Origin of the sequence: Xenorhabdus taiwanensis (assembly GCF_036512875.1) — a bacterium.
GTDB lineage: Bacteria > Pseudomonadota > Gammaproteobacteria > Enterobacterales > Enterobacteriaceae > Xenorhabdus > Xenorhabdus taiwanensis.
In genome coordinates this window covers 2,158,012-2,179,563 of sequence record NZ_AP028978.1, presented here as the reverse complement: position 1 = coordinate 2,179,563, position 21,552 = coordinate 2,158,012, and the positions used below count along the sequence as shown (strand labels likewise).

The 21,552-nt window shown below is 42.4% G+C and carries 23 protein-coding genes and 2 pseudogenes; 16 read left to right on the top strand and 9 right to left on the bottom strand.

What is annotated here, in order from left to right:
• The first annotated feature begins 221 nt into the window (after nucleotides 1–221).
• Together ACE1SE_RS09855 and ACE1SE_RS09850 are read left to right on the top strand one after the other, a co-directional pair.
• Nucleotides 222–1,202 carry a helix-turn-helix domain-containing protein gene (locus tag ACE1SE_RS09855; protein ID WP_374050744.1) on the top strand — a complete coding sequence of 327 codons (981 nt, stop codon included), beginning with the start codon at nucleotides 222–224 and terminating at the stop codon, nucleotides 1,200–1,202.
• A 329-nt stretch (nucleotides 1,203–1,531) separates the two neighbouring features.
• Entirely contained in the window at nucleotides 1,532–1,843 is a 312-nt protein-coding gene (locus tag ACE1SE_RS09850) for a type V toxin-antitoxin system endoribonuclease antitoxin GhoS (RefSeq protein WP_074023482.1), read from the top strand.
• A gap of 347 nt (nucleotides 1,844–2,190) precedes the next feature.
• Here the strand turns inward: ACE1SE_RS09850 and dsbB are convergent, their stop codons facing one another.
• Both dsbB and nhaB read right to left on the bottom strand, forming a co-directional pair.
• Entirely contained in the window at nucleotides 2,191–2,715 is a 525-nt protein-coding gene (gene dsbB, locus ACE1SE_RS09845) for a disulfide bond formation protein DsbB (RefSeq protein ID WP_374050743.1), read from the bottom strand.
• Nucleotides 2,716–2,894: 179 nt separating this feature from the next.
• Entirely contained in the window at nucleotides 2,895–4,439 is a 1,545-nt protein-coding gene (gene nhaB, locus ACE1SE_RS09840) for a sodium/proton antiporter NhaB (RefSeq protein ID WP_374050742.1), read from the bottom strand.
• A gap of 237 nt (nucleotides 4,440–4,676) precedes the next feature.
• Here nhaB and fadR point away from each other — a divergent pair, with 237 nt between their 5' ends.
• The 10 genes and pseudogenes from fadR (at nucleotide 4,677) to ACE1SE_RS09790 (ending at nucleotide 12,844) form a co-directional block, all read left to right on the top strand.
• Complete coding sequence (gene fadR / locus ACE1SE_RS09835) at nucleotides 4,677–5,399, top strand: fatty acid metabolism transcriptional regulator FadR (protein WP_374050741.1); 723 nt, start codon at nucleotides 4,677–4,679, stop codon at nucleotides 5,397–5,399.
• Nucleotides 5,400–5,977: 578 nt separating this feature from the next.
• Complete coding sequence (locus tag ACE1SE_RS09830; RefSeq protein WP_374050740.1) at nucleotides 5,978–7,279, top strand: D-amino acid dehydrogenase; 1,302 nt, start codon at nucleotides 5,978–5,980, stop codon at nucleotides 7,277–7,279.
• A gap of 27 nt (nucleotides 7,280–7,306) precedes the next feature.
• The gene (dadX, locus tag ACE1SE_RS09825; protein WP_374050739.1) at nucleotides 7,307–8,374 is read left to right on the top strand and encodes a catabolic alanine racemase DadX; all 1,068 of its coding nucleotides are present in this window, start codon (nucleotides 7,307–7,309) and stop codon (nucleotides 8,372–8,374) included.
• A gap of 248 nt (nucleotides 8,375–8,622) precedes the next feature.
• Nucleotides 8,623–9,320, top strand: a protein-coding gene (locus tag ACE1SE_RS09820) for an IS1 family transposase (RefSeq protein WP_374050722.1) whose coding sequence is annotated in 2 segments (ribosomal slippage) — nucleotides 8,623–8,872 and nucleotides 8,872–9,320 — 699 coding nt in all. Because the reading frame shifts where the segments join, the coding sequence is not laid out codon by codon here.
• A gap of 45 nt (nucleotides 9,321–9,365) precedes the next feature.
• Nucleotides 9,366–9,629 (top strand): group II intron maturase-specific domain-containing protein, encoded by a 264-nt coding sequence (locus tag ACE1SE_RS09815; protein WP_374050738.1) that lies wholly within the window; start codon nucleotides 9,366–9,368, stop codon nucleotides 9,627–9,629.
• A gap of 80 nt (nucleotides 9,630–9,709) precedes the next feature.
• Nucleotides 9,710–10,724, top strand: a pseudogene (locus ACE1SE_RS09810) (IS110 family RNA-guided transposase).
• Nucleotides 10,725–11,019: 295 nt separating this feature from the next.
• Nucleotides 11,020–11,334 carry a transposase gene (locus ACE1SE_RS09805; RefSeq protein ID WP_374050737.1) on the top strand — a complete coding sequence of 105 codons (315 nt, stop codon included), beginning with the start codon at nucleotides 11,020–11,022 and terminating at the stop codon, nucleotides 11,332–11,334.
• Complete coding sequence (locus ACE1SE_RS09800; protein ID WP_374050736.1) at nucleotides 11,331–12,074, top strand: IS3 family transposase; 744 nt, start codon at nucleotides 11,331–11,333, stop codon at nucleotides 12,072–12,074. Before ACE1SE_RS09805 ends, ACE1SE_RS09800 begins: the two co-directional genes overlap by 4 nt.
• Complete coding sequence (locus ACE1SE_RS09795) at nucleotides 11,963–12,193, top strand: DsbA family protein (protein WP_374050735.1); 231 nt, start codon at nucleotides 11,963–11,965, stop codon at nucleotides 12,191–12,193. Before ACE1SE_RS09800 ends, ACE1SE_RS09795 begins: the two co-directional genes overlap by 112 nt.
• Nucleotides 12,194–12,538: 345 nt before the next feature.
• On the top strand, nucleotides 12,539–12,844 hold the full coding sequence (locus ACE1SE_RS09790) for a hypothetical protein (RefSeq protein ID WP_374050734.1): 306 nt from the start codon (nucleotides 12,539–12,541) through the stop codon (nucleotides 12,842–12,844).
• Nucleotides 12,845–12,863: 19 nt separating this feature from the next.
• Here ACE1SE_RS09790 and ACE1SE_RS09785 read toward each other — a convergent pair whose 3' ends face one another.
• Together ACE1SE_RS09785 and ACE1SE_RS09780 are read right to left on the bottom strand one after the other, a co-directional pair.
• Nucleotides 12,864–13,199 (bottom strand): type II toxin-antitoxin system RelE/ParE family toxin, encoded by a 336-nt coding sequence (locus ACE1SE_RS09785; protein ID WP_374050733.1) that lies wholly within the window; start codon nucleotides 13,197–13,199, stop codon nucleotides 12,864–12,866.
• Nucleotides 13,189–13,455, bottom strand: coding sequence for a type II toxin-antitoxin system prevent-host-death family antitoxin (locus ACE1SE_RS09780; protein WP_374050732.1), 267 nt, complete (start codon nucleotides 13,453–13,455; stop codon nucleotides 13,189–13,191). Before ACE1SE_RS09780 ends, ACE1SE_RS09785 begins: the two co-directional genes overlap by 11 nt.
• 156 nt (nucleotides 13,456–13,611) lie before the next feature.
• Between ACE1SE_RS09780 and ACE1SE_RS09775 the strand changes: the two are divergent.
• Nucleotides 13,612–13,818, top strand: a pseudogene (locus ACE1SE_RS09775) (IS630 transposase-related protein); the annotation flags it as partial.
• Nucleotides 13,819–13,890: 72 nt separating this feature from the next.
• Complete coding sequence (locus ACE1SE_RS09770) at nucleotides 13,891–14,223, top strand: transposase (protein ID WP_445082117.1); 333 nt, start codon at nucleotides 13,891–13,893, stop codon at nucleotides 14,221–14,223.
• A gap of 142 nt (nucleotides 14,224–14,365) precedes the next feature.
• Here the strand turns inward: ACE1SE_RS09770 and ACE1SE_RS09765 are convergent, their stop codons facing one another.
• Both ACE1SE_RS09765 and gapA read right to left on the bottom strand, forming a co-directional pair.
• Nucleotides 14,366–15,247, bottom strand: coding sequence for a D-hexose-6-phosphate mutarotase (locus tag ACE1SE_RS09765; RefSeq protein WP_374050731.1), 882 nt, complete (start codon nucleotides 15,245–15,247; stop codon nucleotides 14,366–14,368).
• A 128-nt stretch (nucleotides 15,248–15,375) separates the two neighbouring features.
• A complete protein-coding gene (gene gapA / locus ACE1SE_RS09760) occupies nucleotides 15,376–16,371 on the bottom strand; it encodes a glyceraldehyde-3-phosphate dehydrogenase (protein ID WP_374050730.1) in 996 nt (331 codons plus the stop codon).
• Nucleotides 16,372–16,713: 342 nt separating this feature from the next.
• Here gapA and msrB point away from each other — a divergent pair, with 342 nt between their 5' ends.
• Together msrB and ACE1SE_RS09750 are read left to right on the top strand one after the other, a co-directional pair.
• The gene (msrB, locus tag ACE1SE_RS09755) at nucleotides 16,714–17,127 is read left to right on the top strand and encodes a peptide-methionine (R)-S-oxide reductase MsrB (protein ID WP_374050729.1); all 414 of its coding nucleotides are present in this window, start codon (nucleotides 16,714–16,716) and stop codon (nucleotides 17,125–17,127) included.
• Nucleotides 17,128–17,329: 202 nt separating this feature from the next.
• Nucleotides 17,330–17,611 carry a YeaC family protein gene (locus ACE1SE_RS09750; protein WP_374050728.1) on the top strand — a complete coding sequence of 94 codons (282 nt, stop codon included), beginning with the start codon at nucleotides 17,330–17,332 and terminating at the stop codon, nucleotides 17,609–17,611.
• A 109-nt stretch (nucleotides 17,612–17,720) separates the two neighbouring features.
• Here the strand turns inward: ACE1SE_RS09750 and pncA are convergent, their stop codons facing one another.
• The 3 genes from pncA to sppA all read right to left on the bottom strand — a co-directional run bounded on the left by pncA (nucleotide 17,721) and on the right by sppA (nucleotide 21,387).
• On the bottom strand, nucleotides 17,721–18,356 hold the full coding sequence (gene pncA / locus ACE1SE_RS09745; protein ID WP_374053637.1) for a bifunctional nicotinamidase/pyrazinamidase: 636 nt from the start codon (nucleotides 18,354–18,356) through the stop codon (nucleotides 17,721–17,723).
• Between the two features lie 24 nt (nucleotides 18,357–18,380).
• On the bottom strand, nucleotides 18,381–19,400 hold the full coding sequence (ansA, locus tag ACE1SE_RS09740) for an asparaginase (RefSeq protein ID WP_374050727.1): 1,020 nt from the start codon (nucleotides 19,398–19,400) through the stop codon (nucleotides 18,381–18,383).
• 109 nt (nucleotides 19,401–19,509) lie between these two features.
• Complete coding sequence (gene sppA, locus ACE1SE_RS09735) at nucleotides 19,510–21,387, bottom strand: signal peptide peptidase SppA (RefSeq protein ID WP_374050726.1); 1,878 nt, start codon at nucleotides 21,385–21,387, stop codon at nucleotides 19,510–19,512.
• Between the last annotated feature and the right edge of the window lie 165 nt (nucleotides 21,388–21,552).

Genomic DNA, 21,552 nt, shown 5'->3' with positions numbered 1-21,552 from the left:
TGGAATAGAAAAGAAGGGCTAACGGGATAGGGACAAAAATAGCGCGATACGTACTATTGATAATGATTCTCATTAATGATAAATTGCGTGATATTCACATTGGTGTATAACTATATAAAATAAAAGCATAATATCTTTAATACGCACAACATGCTGTTTTGATAGTGGAAAGCGTTTTTTTGAAATGGTTGGTGTCTGGTGCTAATTTTACAGGGGATTTCATGAAGACGATCTATAGCGAGACATTGGGGATTTTCGCTGCGAGCCATAGCAATAATAGGCATTCACCAGTAGAGGAAAATAACACAACGCCTTCATTGCTAACAGAGGAATTATCTGATGGAATTCACATCAACCGTATCCATCTTGAGTTAAGTCAAGATGTTACCGAATATTGTGAAGGGCCGCCAACAGTGTCAATAGCCTTTGTTCTCAGTGGAAAGGGGAAAATGGCAATTGAGAATGGTGAGGTTTTAGATATTAATCCGGGAACGATGGTATTTTTCTATTCGCCTACGATGACACGGGGTATGAATTTTTTTGGTTGCGGAACCTGGCGTATTCTTGATATCCGTTTTTCTCTGAACGAAATTGAAGCTCAGGAATTGCCATCGTTTACCAGGTTAACGGCTGGTTTTGAAAAAAATGCAAGTTATAGTGATGCCTTGATGATGGCTTGCCCTATCTACCCACCCTTTATGCAGATAGTGAATCAAATAGAAGAATGTCAATTAAATGGTAGTGTCAGAAAGGTTTATTTAAAGGCAAAGGCGTTAGAAATACTCGCTTGTGTGACCGCTCAAATTTATGATTGTCAATATAATGTGATTAGCGGATTGCAGCGCCGGGCTGTTTACAATGCAATAAAAATAATTAATAACGATTATCATTACCCCTGGACAATAAAATCGTTATCAAGAGCTGTGGGTTTGAATGAGCGGAAATTAAAAGAAGGATTCCGTGCGGTTGTTTTCCGTACTTTCCATCAATATCTGGAAAACGTTCGTATGACCACCGCGGAGGATTTATTGAAGAAAGGGATGAATGTCATCGAGGTCGCTGCCGCAGTGGGTTATTCCAGCCCAAGTCATTTTTCTAAACGTTTCCGGCAACATTATTTAATCAACCCTAAAGCATGGCAGGCAAAATATGCTGTGAATCACACATTACTGAAAGAAAAAATTACAGCGGAAAGTCAGTAGAAATCTCGTAACTTACCCATGCCATAGGAATGCACGAGAAAATTCAGACAAAAAATCGGCCTCAGATAATCATCTGAGGCCGATTATGACTTATCTCAGTTTGCTTAAGCGAGCGGTATTAGGGCGTGAATGGCGGTTTCAGCCTCAATCTGCAAATTTGATAACAACGCTCATCCTTAATCACAAACAAGGGATTTTATATCAAATACATATAATGTAAGTACCAGAATTGGCATTAATATCGGATTTTTCTCCCGTTTTTCTGACTTTAAACAGTAAAGAAAAACTGATAACTTGTTTGGTCAAAAGTTAAAGACAAGGAAAGAGAAATGGCAAGTTATTTGATTCGTGTAGAGCTTTATGGCACGGGTATTGAGGGTTATGAAAAATTACATAAAAGGATGACGGCGAATCAATTCAGCCAATCTATCCGTTTTCCTAATGGGAAATGGCATCGCTTGCCTGGTGGAACTTATATTGGTAATTCGACGATGGAATCCATGCAGTTGGCGGAAAAAATCAAATCTATGGCTACGCCATTTTCAAACAAAGATCCTTCGATATTTGTTTGTACTTACAGTAACTGGAGTGCATCGTTATATCCCGAAAAACCACATACTGAATCCGGTTCAGGTGAATAATTCGTTAAGAAATCTCGTGTTGTGGTTTTTTATGAGTTAACTCTCTTATTCTGGTCAGTTTTATTACCTAAGCATTGCCTTATTACTATAACAACCTGTCTAATTTAATACCCATTTTAATCAATATTAGAATGGAACTTATGCAGCATACCAAATATAGATTAAATACTGTTTGTATTTTTTTATGTCAGGACAATCAGGGCCACTATTCCTAAGTGGTGTTATTTGTTTGATAAATTATCTTCAACATAAAAGATTTTAGGAAAAGTTTGATGTTGCCATAATGTTGAAAAGATCCCAGCTAGAGTGCTGGGATCTCCTTAATAAGACCCTTTTAGATCAATTGCTTACTTTTTGGGTCTACCCTGAGTCCGAAAAAACTGACTCACAAACACCAATATACCTACCAACAGATAAGCGGCAAAAATGCCAATCAACCATTGCGGCATGTCCAAGGTCAAAAATTCCCACTGTTTCATTGAACAATCCCCAAGTGCCTGAAATACCGAAGGTAGCCAGTCATTCAATGGCAACCAGGATGGGAATTGAACAAAAAAATCACAAGTATTAAATGGAGAAGGGTATAACTGCATCATGGTATGATCCCATGCCAGTTGTAATCCTTGCCATGCGCTATAAATCCACAGCAATATAGCCAACCAGCGTAAAGGCGTTTTAGGTGCGATTGCACCAAGCAGCGCAGCCCCTAGAATACCAAATAACGCAACACGTTCATAAATGCACATTACGCAAGGCTGTAACTGCATCACATGTTGAAAATAGAGTGCTGTCGCTTCCAGGATAAGCGCGGTCAACGCCATCAATAACCATGTGCCTCGCCCTTGGGAACTCTGTTTTAAAAATTGAAACATTTTCTTTTCTTCCCATCTTTTCAATATAAATAATTGGCTTATTGTGCCGTTTCATCAGCCATAAAAAAATAAAATTAAAATCAACTGAGCTATTTTTTAGGCAAATGATTAACAAAAAAACCGGATAGTGTGCAAAATCACACCATCCGGCAAGATACAACGATAAATTCAGTCTCCTATTATAGTGGAGTGATCAAACCCAGTTTGATGAGATATTCAGTGGCAGGCACTAACCAGAACTCAACACACAACAGACCTACGAGTGTCATCACAATGGTATAAGGCAAGGCCATCATTACCATGCGACCATAAGACAGACGGATCAACGGAGACAAGGCAGAAGTCAGCAGGAACAGAAAAGCAGCTTGTCCATTAGGGGTTGCCACGGATGGTAAGTTAGTTCCTGTGTTGATGGCAACGGCTAAATATTCGTATTGTTGTTGTGAAATCAGGCCACTTTTCAGAGCGTTCAGTGCTTCATTAATGTAAACCGTACCGACGAAAACGTTATCAGAAACCGTGGAGAGCAATCCGTTGAACAAGTAGAATAAGGAAAGCTGTGAAGCCGGTGAAGACTGCAAGACAAATTGAATAAATGGCGCGAACAGTTGTTGATCAACAATGACGGCAACCACAGAGAAAAATACGGTTAACAGGGCAGTAAACGGTAAGGCTTCCTCAAATGCTTTACCTAACGCATGTTCTTCGGTAATACCACAGAATGCGGTCGCTAAAATAATGACTGACAGGCCAATCAAACCCACTTCAGCTAAATGAAAAGCCAGTGCTACAATCAGCCAGATGCCGATCAATACTTGAACAGCAAGCTGAGCTTTTTCTTGGCGGGTACGCTTTTCACTGGCTTTTTGATCGTAATTCTCCAGAACAGAGCGAACACGCTCAGGCAATTCAGCACCGTAACCGAACAGTTTAAAATGTTCAACCAGCAAGCAGACCAGCAAGCCACAAATAAACACAGGTATGGTGATTGGCGACATACGAATAAAGAATGTGACAAAATCCCAATCAACATGTTTGGCAATAATCAGGTTTTGGGGTTCTCCAACCATAGTCATCACACCGCCCAGTGCTGTACCAATCCCCGCATGCATCATCAAACTGCGCAGAAATGCCCGGAACTGTTCCAGCGTCTGCCTTTTATCCTCACTGTCAATGTACTTATCATCACTCAGTTCAGAACTGCTATTATGGGAAAGAAATCGGTGATAGATGGCGTAAAACCCGATTGAAACACTGATGACAACGGCAATGACAGTCAGAGCATCAAGGAAAGCGGACAAGAAAGCACTCGCCAGACAGAATGCCAATGCCAGCATTTTCTTGGAGCGGATACTTAACAGCAACTTCGTGAAAACAAACAGCAATAATTGTTTCATGAAGTAAATGCCCGCAACCATGAAAATCAGCAATAAAATAACTTCCAGATTGTTGGCAATTTCATGACCTATTTGTTTTGGCGAAGTCATTCCAATGATGGCTGCTTCAATAGCGAGTAATCCTCCAGGTTGCAGAGGATAACATTTTAGTGCCATTGCCAGTGTGAAGATAAACTCAACGACGAGCATCCAGCCAGCAACAAAGGGGCTGATAAAGAAATAGACCAGTGGATTGATAATCAGAAAAACAATGATAGCGAGTTTGTACCAATCCGGCGAATTGCCGAGAAAGTTTTTCACCACTGCACGTTGGATATTGATTTCCATTATTATTAATATTCCTCTTTGTGGATATATAGAAACATATCGGAGCGGTATAGTACGCTCTATGCGATAGCAATTTAAGGGCATTAGCGCATAATTAATCTACCAATGATCGCATTTTTTATGAGCCCTTTCACTCTTTCACGGTTTATTTACCAGGTAACTATGTCGGGCAAGCACATTCTGGTATCATCAACCGCTATTATTAGCCAAGAAAACTGCTTTGGAATAATTAAAATTATGGTAATTAAGGCTCAAAGTCCTGCGAGTTTCGCGGAAGAGTATATCATTGAAAGTATTTGGAATAATCGCTTTCCACCCGGCTCCATACTGCCAGCAGAACGTGAATTATCTGAATTGATCGGTGTTACCCGTACGACCTTGCGTGAAGTGTTGCAGCGCCTTGCCCGTGATGGCTGGTTGACTATTCAGCATGGTAAACCAACCAAGGTTAATAATTTCTGGGAAACATCCGGTCTTAATATTCTGGAAACGTTGGCGCGTCTTGATCATGATCGCGTTCCCCAGTTGATTGATAACTTATTAGCTGTGCGAACCAATATTGCAGCCATCTTTATCCGCACTGCATTTAGGAACAATCCTGAAAAATCATTGGAAATTTTGGCAGAAAAAGAAAGCGTGGAAGATACCGCTGAAGCTTTCAGTTCTGTAGACTATGATATTTTCCGTGGTCTGGCTTTTGCGTCAGGAAACCCAATTTATGGTTTGATTATTAATGGGCTGAAAGGGTTGTATACCCGTGTTGGTCGTTATTATTTCTCCAGTCCTGAAGCTCGTAATTTAGCGTTGAATTTCTACCAGCAGTTAAGCTCATTATGCCGGGAAAAAGCCTATGACAAGATCATGGGTTGTGTGCGTAATTATGGTAAAGAGAGTGGCATTATCTGGCATAGTATGCAAAGTATTATGATCAATGAATTGACGGAAAGATCAATGAATTAGCAGAAACACGCCTTAAGTTGGTTAAACTCTTCGTTTTTTGTTTGCCTCGCTATTGGTTACATTTATTTACCCCGGTTATGTAGTGACATCATGGTTAGGTCATATAATATGCAATTATATGATGCATAATTACCTATGTTTCTGGGGCATTTCTCTAATCATCACTTAACACATGTGTGCTATTTAAAAACACTCCCAACTGTGTAATGCAATTTTTTAAATTATTATTCTACTTAATCAACAGTGAAGTTTGGTTAAATTCTAAAAATCTTCATTTGTATAGAATTTTGTAAATTACATCATTGTGAATGAAATGTTTGTTTTTTGCCATAAAAATCACTTTAATAAGTAGAAATTAAAGGAATAAACAGTATTTTTATCTCATTTAACATTATGATTTAAATGAATTTATATGGAAACTCTACGCTTATTAAAGAAATGTGTTTTTTATATTCGGTAATGTAAATGTGATTTAAATCCTAAAAGTTAATTAATTGTGTCATAGTCTATTATTCTGTATTGGCTTTTTATGTTTAGCATATTATGCTTGCAAATATCACTTGCCAGTAGGGGGTAAAATGAAGGTCCTTATTTTAGGCGGCGGTGTTATTGGCGTAACCAGCGCATGGTATCTTGCACAAGCAGGCCATGAAGTTACCGTAATTGATCGCCAGAATAGTGCTGCGGAAGAAACTAGTGCCGCTAATGCCGGTCAAATTTCACCAGGGTATGCGACCCCTTGGGGAGCTCCAGGGATCCCACTAAAAGCAATAAAGTGGGTGTTTCAACGTCACGCACCTTTGGCTATTCGCCCTGATGGTTCTCTGTTTCAGTTGCGCTGGATGTGGCAAATGCTGCGTAATTGTGATGCAAGCCATTACGCGATGAATAAAAGCAGAATGGTACGTTTGGCAGAATATAGCCGGGATTGTATTAAACAGTTAAGGGCCGATACGGGGATCCAATATGAAGGGCGCCAGGGAGGAACCCTGCAATTGTTCAGGACTACCAAGCAATTTGATAATGCTGCCAATGATATCAAAGTGTTAGAACAAGAGGGGGTTCCTTATCGGTTATTGACTGCCGAGCAATTGGCTGCTGTAGAACCTGCGCTTGCTAATGCTTCTCATAAACTGACGGGCGGGTTGCAATTACCGAATGATGAAACGGGTGATTGTCAGCTTTTTACCAAATCTCTGGTCAAAATGGCAGAAGATATTGGTGTGCAGTTTGTATTCAACAAACAGGTTAAACGAATTTTGGTGGATGGAAATAAAGTCACGGGTATTCAATGTGATGATGGCCTCATGACGGCGGATCACTATGTGATAGCGATGGGATCTTATTCTACTGAAATCTTAAAAGAACTGGTTAAAATTCCGGTTTATCCGATGAAAGGTTATTCATTGACAATGCCGATTATGGACGAATCAAAAGCACCTGTCTCAACTGTGTTGGATGAAACCTACAAGATTGCTATTACGCGTTTTGATAATCGTATTCGCGTTGGTGGTATGGCGGAAGTGGTCGGATTTAATTTGAATGTTCCCCAGAATCGTTGTGAAACATTAAAAATGGTTGTACAGGATCTATACCGCAATGGTGGCAATATCGCGGAGGCCTCATTCTGGACAGGTTTGCGTCCTATGACTCCAGATGGTACTCCTATTGTTGGGCCAACCAAATATGGGAATCTTTATTTAAATACGGGACATGGCACACTAGGTTGGACGATGGCCTGTGGTTCAGGGAAGTTACTGGCTGATTTAATTTCTGGCAAAGAGCCTGATATCGCGGCAAATGATCTCTCTGTATTCAGATATATCGATGGTTTTAATATAAAAGTGTTTCCAATAAAGCCTCATTTACATACGGCATAAACTAATAAACTATAAGAAGGGGTCGTCATGCCACGTCCTATTTTGGCAACGATCCATCTCGATGCATTTCGCCATAACCTGTCAGTTATTCGTCAAATAGTGGGTAACAGTAAAATTTGGTCGGTAGTAAAAGCGGATGCGTATGGGCATGGATTAGACAGAATATGGCAATCACTCATGCAGACAGATGGATTTGCACTGCTTGACATGAATGAAGCTATTTATTTAAGGGAGCAGGGATGGCAAGGGCCAGTCTTGCTATTGGAGGGCTTTTTTAAGCCTGCGGATTTACGGATTATCAATAAATACCGTCTGACAACCGTAGTACATAGTCATTGGCAGCTTGATGAGATAGGAAGAACCCAATTAGATACTCCCATCGATATCTATTTGAAACTCAATAGTGGCATGAATCGATTGGGATTCACCCCAAAAGAGTACCCGCAGATAGTTTCAATGGTGAAAAAGGTTAAAAATATTAAGTCAGTGACTTTAATGACCCATTTTGCCAATTCAGATAATGAAATTGGTATTGATGAACAAGTTGCGGTTGTTGAATGTTTGCAAATGAATTCACTGCCTCATTGTCTGGCGAATTCTGGTGCTGTGTTGTGGCATCCGAAAACACATAAAGATTGGGTACGGCCAGGTGTTATTCTTTATGGTGCGTCTCCGAGTGGAAAGTGGCATGATATTGCCGATATTGGGTTGAAACCAGCCATGACGCTACAAAGTGAAATCATTGCAGTACATGAACTTCCCAAGGGGAAAAAAATTGGCTATGGCAGCCGTTATACAACCCAGAAACCCATGCGTGTCGGTACAGTTGCCTGTGGTTATGCGGATGGATATCCGCGGCATGCTCCAACGGGAACTCCTGTTATGGTTGATGGTGTTCGCACCCGGTTATTGGGTGCTATATCAATGGATATGATGACGGTTGATTTGACTCCGTGTCCTCAGGCAAACATAGGCAGCATTGCCGAATTGTGGGGAAAAAATCTGCCCGTAGATGAAGTCGCAAACTCGGCAGGAACCATTGGTTACGAGCTTTTGTGCGCATTAGCTAAGCGCGTTCCTGTTACTGTGGTTTAATCCTTTCTATCTTTAAGAATTCAGGCATTTTTATCCTTAGTTTTGGAATAAATGCCTGTTCTATAGCAGAATCAACATGATCTGACATATTCGATGTGCTCGGTGAACAACTCATCAACTGAACATCTTTTTTGTCTTCTTATCGCTTTTGCCCCACCCCATTTGTGTTCTATGGGATTCAAGTCCGGGTCATGTTCCCAATGATTAGATGTTGTGATAAAGTCCCCACTTTTTATTATGGGTGAGAGATGGCTAAAGTTGATGTGGTTTGTCGTTACTGTCACAAAACAGAAGAGGTGAAAGGACATGGAAAAGGGCGCACTGGCCATCCCCGCTATCACTGTTACACCTGCCGTAAAACTTTTCAACTAACCTATACCTATCAAGCCTGTAATCCTGGCATGAAAGAGCGGATTATTGATATGGCGATGAATAACGCCGGTGTCAGGGATACCGCTCGCGTCCTGAAGGTCGGCATTAACACGGTCATTCGCACACGAAAAACCTCACCCCCAGACAGGTAACCACATTGCCTCTGGCAGGAAGTGATATCCAGATTATCTGTGAACTAGACGAGCAATGGTCATTTGTCGGTAACAAGAAAAACCAACGCTGGCTCTGGTATGCCTGGGAACCCTTGATGAAGCGGATTGTGGCTCATGTATTTGGTGATCGCAGCAGGAAAACGCTGAAAAAATTGTTGGCTCTTCTGGCTCCTTTCGATATCCAGTTCTACTGTACGGATAATTATGCCGTTTATGATTGCCTTCCTGAGGAAAAACATCTCACAGGAAAGGCCTTGACCCAACGTATAGAAAGAACCAACCTGACTCTTCGTATCCGTATAAAAAGGTTAAATCGAAAAACGATAGGCTATTCTAAATCCGAAGTGATGCACGATAAGGTAATAGGAACATTCATTGAACGTGAATACTACTTTCCCTAAATGATCTAACCATTGGGTTCATGACCCACATTTAGGCCAAGATTGGTGAAGAACCGCAAAAGGAACAGCCTGTTTGTGAGTTTTACGCCAGCAGTCAGCAAAACGGCGCAAAAGGCCATGAGATTCAAAATTCGCAAGTTGAAGATCCGAATGCGGACAGAACTGAACTTAACACAGATGGCAAACTGGCTAAATCCCATGATAAGTGGATGGTTGAGCTATTATGGTCAATTTTGTCGTTCAGAGCTGTATAAGGTATTCAGGCAACTCAACAAAGCCTTAGTGCGCTGGGCCAGACGAAAGTTGTAGTGATGTGATGGACGTCCCCTTTTGCAGCAGCAAACAGTGCCATCTTTTTTCCGATGTACTGGATTTCGGGAGAACATCTCATGAATACGATCAAAGTGGTTGGTATCGACCTTGCTAAAAATGTTTTTCAAGTCTGTGTCTGGATGGACGATGGTTCTGTTACCTTGAACCGAAAAATCTCACGGCAAAAATTGCTTAATACTGTGCGCTCTTTTCCGCCCGGCACTGTTATTGCTATGGAAGCTTGTGCAACATCTCACTATTGGGGTCGAACGCTTCAGGCGATGGGATATACCGTCAGGCTTGTCCCTACTCAGCACGTCAAAGCCTTCAGTCATCATCAAAAAAACGATGCCAATGATGCGCTGGCTATTGGTGAAACCGCCTGTCGCCCCGGTCTTCATTTTGTTCCCGTCAAAACCGTGGAACAGCAGGATATTAAAGCCCTGCGCAGCGCTAGGCAACTCATGGTGGAACAACGCACTGCACTTGCCAACCAAATGCGGGCTTTTCTGGCTGGCTGGCATTCAGAAACTTCAACAACATCTCCCTGATATGCTGGAAGATGCCAGCAATCACCTGTCTTGTGTGCTACACCGTTTATTGCAGACCTTATGGGAAGACCTGCGGAATTTGAACACCGGTATTCATGACATGGATAACGAAATAGCGGCCCTTTCCCGTCAGCAAACTGGCTATGAGCATCTGCTCACTATTCCCGGCGTTGGTCCCCTTATTGCGGCCGCCTTCGTGAGTGACGTCAGTGCGTCCCAATTTACCAATGGCCGGCAACTTTCAGCCTGGTGTGGACTGGTTCCCCGGCAACACAGTTCGGGAGGAAAAAGCCGTCTGTCTTCCCTGAGCAAAAATGGCAACCGTCATCTCCGAACGTTAATCATTCACGGTGCCCGTGCCGTGATGCGTTGTGTTCAAAAACGGGATGATTATCTGGGAGAGTGGCTGAGAAAATTGCTTGACCGGTGTGGGGTCATGAAAGCCACGGTGGCTTTAGCCAACAAATTGCCCCGGATTATCTGGCGTGTTCTGCGGGATGACGTAGATTTTAATATGAAAAAAGCCTTTACTATCCATTAATTGAGTAACAAAAAATAGACGCATTATCGAGTTTGCAAACACTGATGAGAAAACGGCTACCGTCCCTGTCATAGCCTGAGTTATACCAAGGTAGTGATAGACCGGTGTAGTGATAAGGAAACAGGGTGCGGATGACATCATGGCGCGGATAAATGAGTCCATAATGACGCCGGATATATGGTCGCAAACCGTATCAATTTAGTGCTTGCACAACTGGGGCGTCCATATATGGTATAAAGATCCCGGACATCTCAAAAGCCTGCTAATCTCATTAACATGACCATGAGGTGTGACGATGAAATTGAAGCCAACCAAACGCCACTATTCTACTGAATTTAAGCTGGAAGCGGTTCAACAGGTTGTCCTCCATCAACAACGGGTTGTCGATGTCGCCCGTTCATTGGGGATCGACAGCAGTATTCTGGGAAAATGGGTTCGCCAGTACAAGGCCGAAATGCAGGGTATTACGCCTGTGGGTAAGGCATTGACGCCCGATCAACGCCAGATCCAGGCCTTAGAAAAACAGGTGAGACGCCTGGAAATGGAAAAAGACATCCTAAAGCAGGCGGCCGTGTTGATGAGCGAGATGCGCCGTGGCGCTATGCGTTGATCACACGGCTGAACCCCCGATGGCCGATCACGGACTTATGCCAGACACTTCAGGTGTCACGCAGTGCCTATTATGACTGGCGGCAACGTCCGGTAGACACGGAACGGATGCAGTTGCGCATTCGAGTGCGTGAACTATATAACCAAAGTCGGGGAGCGATAGGCAGTCGCACCCTGAGCCATCTGCTGACTCATGAAGGCCGGCCGGTAGGGCGTTGGAAAGCCAGACGATTAATGCAGGAATGCGGCCTACAAAGCCGTCAACCGGGGACTCACCGCTACCGTCCGGCAGGAGAAGAGCATATTGCCTCGCCTAATCTCCTGCGACAGCATTTTGCCCCGGCATGCCCGAATACTCACTGGTGCGGAGACATCACCTATATTCGCATAAAAGCAGGGTGGAGCTATCTGGCCGTCGTGATGGATTTATTTTCCCGTCGGGTGGTGGGGATGGCCATCTCTTCTTCGCCGGATGCTGAGCTGGTCTGCCGGGCATTGAATAACGCATTGGAAACGCGTCATATTGAAGGGCGGCTGGTTTTTCACTCTGATCAGGGAAGCCAGTACAGCAGTAGAAAATTTCGCCGTTTACTCTGGCACAATAAAATGTTACGGGTGTTGGCGCTGATTTGGACGCATTCCGAGAGTGCCTTGGGTCAGGTAAGTACGAAGATAAGGTTGACGCCGACATCCAGAAAGCCAAGAGCTACGGCATCAACGGTACACCGGCCACTTTTGTAGTGGACAACCAAACCGGCAAGAGCCAGCTCCTCGGTGGTGCTCAACCGGCACAAGCCATCATGGCGGTGATGCGAAAAGTGATAATTGAGTCGCAACAAGACGATTCTGCGAAACAATAAAACTTTCACATGTGAAAGTGGAGTGAGAACTGATGATCAAGATAGCAACTAAGTTGGGATGTCTGCTGATGGGGTTGTTTGCCCTGTCAGCTTGTTAAAGCGTCCCTCAACCAAGCAACGAATACAAGAAGGCTCTGGATGATACCAATTAACTCCATTGGTGGAACCGACTTATATCAGGTTTACCGTGACGCGGCTATCGGCACCCTGCGGTGCAACGAGATGGACACTTAGCCTGAACGGATCAAGGTGCGCTTTCAGCAACCCGATATGACAAAGGCGTTGGCCTTGAAGGTTTCTACCAGACAGCAGAAAGCAAATTAACTTTCACTATGAGGTAACCCAATGGAGTTACAAGGAACAAAAGAGGCTCTCGATAGCCTACATTCCCACAAAGCCTCAGCGCCTTTGAGGCTTGTCATCCACCAGCCTGGAGGGATTGGTGGAACCCCTACCGTGGGGATGAAAGCTATTCATGCTGGGTTTGACTGGGACAGCAACACTATCCTGATCTACCCAGAAGAGCAGCTCACTCGGTTGACCCCAGATGAGGTGGCCGCCATCACGAAATCAATATCGAAGGGACAATCCTGGCACTCACAGCAGCAGCTCAAGGAGTACCGGCAGCGGCTGGAAGAGAAACGAGAATAAAACACCCCAATATGGGGTGTTAATGACGCAGACAATATTGAATCAAAGCCTGTCGGATGCTTTGCCTTGTGCTTAAAAATAATAATGGGTAAACAACGCTTTCTGCCTCAGAAAAACGATAGATTGTTCGCAACTGGAGTTTTGAATCAACATAGTCGTGATAGGTTGTAAACCCAAGATCCGCCGCCTCTATACATAATGGAGCGCTACCTGGATGCTCATTTACTCTTTTTTCAAATCCAATAATGAAGCCATCAAGAAGCTCTTGAGCCGCCAATTGTCCGATGTGCCTCGCTAAATAGTAGAACCTGTCATGAAGCTGGTTTTGGAAAGCTAAGGAATACTCAAACTTCATCAATAAGTCCTTTCAGTTCGGCCCGAAGGTCGGAAGATGATACGGTTCGGCCAGCCTGAACGTCCTTTTCTGCAAAAGACAGCAGTCGTAGCAGAGCCATTTGTTCCTGCTGCATTTCAAACTGAGCAGGATCTTGAACCACATATAAAGGTTCCCCATTCTGGGTTACTACTACGGGATCAGATACATCCATAGAAGCCAGTTCCTTCTTAAAGGCTGATACCGTGGTGATACGCGTTGAAGTAGATAAGGTCATGGTTAACTCCAATAATGAAATACAGTTACCAACCAAAGGATAAATCAAGTCAACATAAAAGTCCATATTTGGACATTATATGGACTTTTGGCGTATGGATAGAGGAGAGCTATAGTCATGTGACTAAAGGTGTCCGGAAGTTCTTGACCGCTACAGTTCCGGTGGAGCCATAAAATAGAACCTTGCATGACGTGTGATAAGCCTCCCATAAAAATTCCTGATGAGGTACTCATTGCGGATGTCCAAAATTTTCCTGATGACTATCAATGGGAAAGAGCAAAGCGCCTGGGGGTCTCACAATCGGCGATTCATTACGCTTTGAAACGGCTTCGGCTCACGCTTAAAAAAACCTTAAAACATCCTCGCGCTAATCCTCAGCTTCGTCAGGCGGTTGTCGAGCGCATCAGCGACTATGAACAGGAAGGCAAACCGATTGTGTATTTGGATGAAAGTGGTTTCGCGCAGTCAATGCCACGGATATACGGGTATTCAGAAAAGGGGCAGCGTTGTTTTGGTACACAGGATTGGCACGCGAAAGGCCGTATTAACGTCATTGGTGCCATTCTCGAAAATACGTTCATCACCTTAAGCTTATTTACTGGTAACATTAATGCCGATGTCTTTCATGCGTGGGTAACGCAGGATTTATTGCCAAAACTCCCACACGGTGCCGTGATAGTCATGGATAATGCGCGCTTTCATAAACGGCTTGATACGATACAAGCGATAGCAGAGAGTCAACATCAATTAGAGTGGCTTCCCGCTTAGAGTCCGAACTTGAATCCCATAGAACACAAATGGGGTGGGGCAAAAGCGATAAGAAGACAAAAAAGATGTTCAGTTGATGAGTTGTTCACCGAGCACATCGAATATGTCAAATCATGTTGATTCTGCTATATATTCCACTCGGTTAATTATTATCTGAGAATTTACGGCAGCGGATAATGACAGAAAGCCTGTCAGGGTTGCCATTCTTAGGTTGCAATGGGTTATTGATACGTGCAGTTTCGATACAAGCCATATTTTTATAACCTTCCTTGCTCATATCTTGCATACTACTGGAAAGTGCAGCGCCAGGGTTCCAGCATACTACTTCGTTATGGTGATAGTGGTGTATTTCAATGGTTCGTTTCCATAGCGGATCTCTGAGCAGGTTAAAATCGTCTGGTTCTGTATAAATACGGTCAGTTCTCCCGTGGAAGACTAAATCTTCATCAATAGACTGTTCGTTATCGGTGAGGGTATCAATAAAATGAGAACCAAGCCCACTAACCCGAATTTGATTGATGTCACTCACATTGAAGTAAGAGTGAAGGGCGCACGTGGCGTAATATTCGCCGTGGGATTCTAACTCTATTTCGCAGGTTTCCCCTAATTTAAAGCGGGCAATCAGTGTGAATTCATGTGGCCATAATTTACGGGTATATGCGTTATCCTGTAATGTGAACGTCAAAATAACGCCATTTTCATTCTCATCATGCGCTTTGAGTTCCCAGGGGAGTATCCGTGCAAATCCATGATTGGGAGCTGCAAACGAACCAAACCAAGGCCAACAGATGGGAATACCACCACGAATAGCATTGCCTGCGCTGAAAAGAGTATTATCACTTACCCATAATACGGGTTTTTCGTTATTGGGCTGCCAGGTAATCAGGTGTGCACCTTGAATACTGATCACGCCGCGAGCTTTAGGATGGGAAACAACAATTAATGGAAAACCATCAATGTTTCGCTGGCTAATATAAGGGGAAAGCTGTTCTACAATCGGTAATGAGAAAATTTTATCAAGCATCTGTCATGACCTTATGTAAACTTAAATTGGCAGTTGAACCAAGGGACAAGAATATCTCAATATTTTAGTTATATAAATATAAAAGCCATCTGTAAACAGATGGCTTTTGAAAGTGAATAAAAGCTCAATTATTTGGAGATGTGAGCGATCAGATCCAGAACTTTATTGGAATAACCAGTTTCGTTGTCATACCAGGAAACCAGTTTTACAAAGTTATCGTTCAGTGCGATACCTGCTTTTGCATCAAATACAGAAGTCAGTTTTTCGCCGTTGAAATCAGTGGAAACCACGTCATCTTCAGTATAGCCCAGAATGCCTTTCAGTTCGCCTTCTGCGGCTTCTTTAATCGCGTCACAGATTTCTGCATAAGTTGCTGGTTTAGCCAGACGTGCAGTCAGGTCAACAACAGATACGTTAGGAGTAGGAACACGGAAAGACATGCCGGTCAGTTTGCCGTTCAGTTCTGGGATAACTTTGCCTACTGCTTTTGCTGCGCCAGTGGAAGATGGGATGATGTTCTGTGCTGCACCGCGGCCACCACGCCAGTCTTTTGCTGAAGGACCATCAACAGTTTTCTGGGTAGCAGTTGTTGCGTGAACGGTAGTCATCAGACCTTCAATGATACCGAATTTGTCATTGATAACTTTAGCCAGTGGAGCCAGACAGTTAGTGGTACAGGATGCATTGGAAACGATATCCTGGCCTGCGTAGGCATTGTGGTTGACACCCATAACGAACATTGGCGTATCGTCTTTGGATGGGCCGGTCAGAACAACTTTTTTCGCGCCAGCCGCGATATGCTTACGTGCCGTTTCGTCGGTCAGGAAAATACCTGTTGCTTCTGCAACAACATCAACACCGACTTCGTTCCATTTCAGGTTAGCTGGGTCTCTTTCAGATGTCACACGGATGGTTTTGCCGTTAACAACCAGCTGACCGTCTTTAACTTCAACAGTGCCTTTGAAGCGGCCGTGGGTTGAATCGTATTTCAGCATGTATGCCATGTATTCTGCATCCAACAGATCATTGATCGCAACGATTTCAATGTCTGAACGCTCTTGAGCAGCACGGAAAACAATACGGCCGATACGCCCAAAACCGTTAATACCTACTTTGATAGTCATAGTATTCCACCAGCTATGTTTTAGTGAATTAAAAGTTGTTCCTAAAGTTACCAAAATCTTGCCAGCCGTCAAGCGGAATCGTGTCAACAATTGAAAAAGATCAATTTAATAATCACTATCTAGACGATTGTTATACAGCTGGAACAAGCTCTGTACACACCATTATCGGGATATAAGGAGATATTTAAAGTTATCATTGGTTAGTTATGTGAGACTTATCACAATTAGTAAAGTAAATTGCTATGTTGGATGGGTTAGAATGCGTTTTGACATTTTGGTATTAATTTTGGGTTGTTTCCGATGATATTTTATTGAAAATATTGACCTTAAAAGGTGGTCATTATGACTAAAAGTCAAAATATTTCCCTTTCTATAGAACAGCTTAGTGAAATGCAGCGCTATGTTACACAAGAAGCAGGTACTGAGCCGCCATTTTCAGGAAAACTACTGCACAACAAAAAAAATGGCATTTATTATTGCTTGTGTTGCCGCCAGCCATTATTTGTTTCTGATACGAAATTTGATTCGGGATGTGGATGGCCGAGCTTCTACCAACCGATTCATGATGACTCCATTACATATCTTGATGATTATTCTCATAATATGCATCGGATAGAGGTGCGTTGTAGCCAATGTCAGGCACATTTGGGGCATGTCTTTCCCGATGGTCCCAAACCGACAGGAGAACGTTTTTGTATTAATTCAGCAGCACTGCGTTTTGTTGATAAAGAAACAGGCGAAGACATGGCAGGTTAATGTTATTTTGAACACTCTGAATTTAAATGAAATGTTGGGCTTATGAGCTAAAAAGAAACGATTCAGCTTATTTCTTGACAAAGTATTTTTGGCTGTTCTTAAGATCAATATATTAATAATAATCATGTCGGCTTACAGCCGTACAAGTAAAATATGTAGTGCATGTAGTGAAATAGAGCACATAGCCATTAAGGAAATTTCGATGAAGTTGGATGATTTACTCTCCGCCATGACTCCTGAAATTTATCAGCGATTAGTTCAGGCTGTTGAACTGGGAAAATGGCAGGATGGTGTACCACTCACGCCAGAACAGAAAGAATACAGTTTACAGGCGGTGATGCTCTGGCAAGCAAAATATAATCATGATCCTGAACATATGACGATTGGTACAGACGGCCAAATTACTCTAAAAAGTAAACAGGAGTTAAAGGCTATATTTCAGTCTGACATGGTCGCAAAATTAAAACCTCAGTCGGAAGATTGACATGGCATGAATTGAGAACCTCGCCCTATTTTTTTGTTTAAGGACGAGGTTATTTTGAGTTACATCAAATAGATATATTAATTAATCATTATTAATGATTGTGATTGGGTCATAAAATGGATATTATTTCACCTTGTGGAACTAACTTAGCCCCTTTTCTGGTCATTTCCTCAATTGCTTGTTGGCTATCATCTTCCTGAATATTAACACCACGGCAGCCATCAATAATGACATAGGTTTCATAACCTAGTGCCAGGGCATCAAATACGGTAAATTTTACGCAGTAATCAGTGGCGATCCCCATGATAAACAGTCGTTTTATATTCTGCTCTGTTAACCATGTATCCAGACGGGTTTTACTTTTATGGTCATTATCAAAGAATGCACTATAACTATCTATTTGAGGATTTTCGCCTTTTCGGAAAATTTCTTGAATAGCGGATTGATTTAATAAAGGATGAAACTTTGCACCAAACTCTCCTTGTATACAATGGTTCGGCCACCATATCTGAGGAATGCCATTGAGTTCTCCTAATTCACCGGCTTTTTGTCCAGAGTTTTCTGCAAAGCTCATATGGTTAGCAGGGTGCCAATCCTGAGTTGCGATGACAGTGATATTATTTTCCTGACATTGCGCAATAACATTATTTGCTACCTCAATCACTGCATCACTGTCTTTGACTGCCAGGGCTCCCCCAGTACAAAAGTCGTTTTGTAAATCGATAAGTAATAATGCTGTTTTCATCATATTTCTCGACTCATCTGTTTATTATTCATCGGAATAACTCAATTCTCCCCGCAGATTTTGTTGCATCAGGTAGCGGATCTCTTCGGGTGTATAAGATTGGCTTAATAAATAATGCAATTTCGTTAAAGTTGCTTCGAAAGTCATGTCATAACCACTGATAACACCTGATGCAGCCAGAGAATGACCAGTCGCATAGCCTTCCATATTAACTCGGCCAGAAATACATTGTGTCAAATTGACCACAATAATACCTCGCTCAGTGGCTTCCTTTAACGTTTGTAACAAATCAGCACGTTGTGGAGCATTGCCAACACCGTATGAGCGTAAAATTAACGCCTTGACTGGTTGCATCAGAATATTTTCTACCACCTGACTGGATAATCCCGGATAGATGGTCACGACACCAATCGGTTGTGATGTGATTGTATTCACAACAAATTCGCCGTGACTAACAGGTATAGGGTTTGTTTTGAAGGTGCGAATATTTATCCCGGCTTCCATTAGTGGGGGGCAGTTAGGGGATGAAAAAGCATCAAAGCCATCTGCATGAGCTTTAATTGTTCTATTGCCACGAAATAACTTATTGTTAAAAAACAAGCTGACTTCGTTAATAGGATAATTTGCTGCGAGATACAGCGCATTAAGGAGATTAGTTTGTCCATCGGAACGCAATGCTTCCAGAGGAATTTGTGACCCTGTCACAATAATGGGTTTATTAAGGTTTTCACACATGAAAGAGAGTGCTGACGCAGTGAAAGCCATGGTATCTGTACCGTGCAGAATAACAACACCATCATAGTTATGATAATTCTGGTGGATATCATTTGCGATAATGCTCCAGTCGTCAGGACTCATATCAGAAGAATCAATCAGGGGGTGGTGTTCACGGATCGTGAATGTTGGCATTTCTGGACGGTGAAATTCTGGCATTTTAGCGAGTTGTTGCTGTAAGTGACCGGAAACAGGAATGTATCCATTGGGAGAATGTTTCATTCCAATAGTACCGCCAGTGTAAACAACGTAGATCGATTTCTTCTGCATGGTAACGCCTCAATAAAAACATTTAGCGGGATTATAGGGAGTATCAAGAATAAAAAAAGCCTGAGGGTGAAATCAGGCTTTAAATTTGTTGGAAAATTGGTCAGTGATTTTAACGGATATCGACACAATTCAGACAGAATGTATAGATATTTTGCGGATCTTTCATATTGTTATAAAATGCAGCTTGTTTTTTCACATCTTGAGCGACTTCGGCAAGTGGGGCCGGCAACATTGACTGCAAAGTATTTGGTAATAGTGCTTGTGCTGACGAAGTCAGTCCCAACATGAATTTTTCTGAGAATGAAAGTTCAGGTTGCATCCAGTCCAGGGAGACATTTTTGACTTTTGCCAGCTCAGCGGCTTTTTTAACGGCATCATCAAAATCACCCAGTTGGTCGACTAAACCATGTTTTTTGGCATCAATGCCACTCCAGACACGCCCCTGAGCGATATTATCGATTTCATCCAGAGACTTATTACGGGCAACAGCCACCAGCCCGATAAACTTATTGTAGCCATTCTCAATAGCTAACTGTATTACATCTGAAAATGTCTGGTTGATGCCTTTGGTTGCAGAAATATCGGCTAATGGCGTTGTTGAAACACCGTCACTATTCACACCAACGTAATTGAGACTCTTTTCAATGGTTTGAATGACACCAAAAACACCAATTGAACCTGTTAAGGTACTCGGATCAGCAATAATGTAGTTAGCTGGAGTGGATATCCAGTAACCCCCGGAGGCGGTCAATCCACCCATTGAAACTACAATAGGTTTCACATTTCCTGTTTTGTCATCGCGGATAGCTGCCAATTCATTGCGAATAATTTCAGACGCACTGATACTGCCACCCGGGCTGTTTACTCGTAAGATGATCGCTTTTATGTTGGGGTTATGGTGTGCGGTACGTAGTTGTTCAACAATAGTGTCACTTCCAACGATACCGGTTGATTGCTTGCCTTCTAAGATTGCCCCTTCAGCAACAATGACAGCAATGTTGCCTTTATTATCTGCATGTTGTATTGGTTTTTGGTTGATGTAATCATAGATGCTGATGTAATTAAAATGTTTTTGTTCTTTATTCCAGCCGAATTTCTCCTGCATTTTCTTTTCAACGGTATTGCGTGGCTCAATATAGTCCACCAGTTTGTTTTGGTACGCATACAGTGAAGTGTCTCCGCCAGCTTTACGGAATTTCTCGATAAAGTTTGCTGCGCCAGGGAAGACCTGATCGGCAGGGATATGCCGGTTAACTGCGATAGTATTTAAGTAATCGTCCCACAATTCGTTGAGCCAGAGGCTGTCAGCTTCACGAGCCTCTTTTGACATATCGTTACGTAACATGGGTTCAACTGCTGATTTATAGGTTCCCACACGAAATATATGGGTAGATACTTTCAATGTATCCAACAGTGACTTGTAGTATAAATGGTTAGTGGAGAAACCATGGATATCAACAGAGCCGAAAGAAGATAAATATATTTTATCGGCATAGCTGGCTAAAAGATATTGTGATTGGCTGTAAGAGTCATCAATCGCAAAAACAGGTTTGCCTGCTGTTTTAAATTCGTTGATAGCTTTGCCAATATACCTCATAGAAGCCTGATCTGCGCCGATGAAATCATGTAACTTTAATACCATGCCTGTAATTTTAGGATCGTTTTTTGCGCGTCGAATGCTGTCAACAACGTCAAACACGGAGGTTTCTTTGTAATTACTATTGGATGGGCCAAAAAGATTTTTTGCGAATTGTTCAAATGGACTGCGATCAGTTACGCGATCAAGAACAATACCTGATAAGTTGACATACAATGCCCCGTGAGAGTTATCGTCAAGTTTGGATTGTTGTTGGTAAACGATGACCCCAACAACGACAGCAACAATCAACAGAATAAAAATAAGATTGAAAATAAATTGGCGAGCAAAATTTAGGAGCTTCCAACTCCATTTAAATAATGCTGCCGTGAAGTGCCATAATTTGCGCATATTATCTCCGGTTATGGTATCAAATGGAATTATCCTAATCAGCTCGTTGGGAAATGTCAGCTGGAAATCATGTTATCGATTGAAAAAATAGTTTATGTGCTTTCATTCATTAGCGAATAAACAGAGAATGTTGGTTTGAGACAGATTATCTTATTTAGGAGAAAA